At 76.8% G+C, this 1220-nt stretch carries 1 protein-coding gene; it reads right to left on the reverse strand.

The genetic code is table 11. The features are described from left to right. On the reverse strand, positions 1 to 1220 hold a 1220-nt coding region (locus E4O86_RS22970; protein WP_161142853.1), incomplete at both ends, for a heme biosynthesis protein HemY.

A 1220-nucleotide genomic window follows, 5' to 3' on the forward strand; every position in this document is an offset into this window, starting at 1 on the left:
GAGGCCGCAGGGGCGGCCTCGGCCGGGCGCGGCGGCGCGGGGGCGGCATCCGCCGCCTCCGGCTCCACGATGAGCGCCGTCTCCGTCGCGGCGACGGCCGGCGGGATCGCCTCGTCCGAAACGTCCTCCGGCTCGGCCGGGGCGGGCAGCGGCGGCGGAGCGAGATCGGCCTCGTCGATGTGGAAGGCCTCCGGCCCGGCGAGGCTCTCCACCGGCACCCGCCATTCGACCGCGTCGAGGCGGCCCGTCACCGGCGAGGCCGGCGCCCAATGCTCGAGCACGATGCCGTCGGCGATCCAGGCCGCGTCGCGCGGCGCGTGGACGGCCCGCGCCAGCCATTCGCGCGCGCGCCCGCGGTCGCCCGTCTCCGCCTCCTCGATCTCGGCCATCAGGATGAGCGCGTTCTGCGTCGGGCGGGTGCGAATGACGGGCAGGATCGCGTCGCGCGCCTTCTGCCACTCGCGGGCCTCCATGGCGGCGCGGGCGAGCGCCAGCCGGCCCTCGTCGGCCTGCGGGCGCATGCGCTGCAGATATTCCACGCGCTTCAGCCGGTCGAGCGCCGAATCGCCCGTCCGCACATGGGCATAGGCCTCGGCGATCTCCGGGTGCGGCGCCACCTTCCAGGTCGTCTCGAGCACCTTGGCGGCGCGCCGGATCTCGCCGAGCCGGGCGAGCACGCGGCCGGCGACGGCGGCGGCGGGCACGAGGTCGGGCGCAAGGTCGTGCGCCTCGAGCGCATACTGGCGCGCCTTCTCCGGGTCCCCGGCCTCGCATTCCTGCGCCATCGCGGTCAGGATCACGGCGCGCGTCCGCCGGGTCGCCTTCTTCTCGAGGACGCGGCTGTCGGCGTAGGTCGAGAGCGTCCGCAGCGCGCCCTCCCAGTCGCCCTCCGAGACCTGGTGGCGGAGGAGAGCGCGGCCGGCCCAGGCGGTCGTGCCGGAGGTCTGGCGCGCGAGCTCGGCATAATGGCGCGCGGTCTCGCGGTCGCCGCGGCGGTCGGCCTCGATATAGAGGCCGCGCAGCCCGACGACGCGGGTGGCGGGATCGTCCGTCATGGCGAGGAAGACGTCGTGCGCGGCCGCGTCGTCGCCCCTGAGCTGTGCCGTCTGCGCCTGCAGGAGCCGCGTCAGAGGCGCGCCGGGCAGCCGGCGCACCGCCTCGCCGCTCGCCCGCTCGGCCGCCCGCACGTCGCCCGCCGCGAGCGCCAGGAAGCCGTCCGC

Origin of the sequence: Propylenella binzhouense (genome assembly GCF_009866965.1) — a bacterium.
Classification (GTDB): Bacteria; Pseudomonadota; Alphaproteobacteria; order Rhizobiales; family Afifellaceae; genus Propylenella; species Propylenella binzhouense.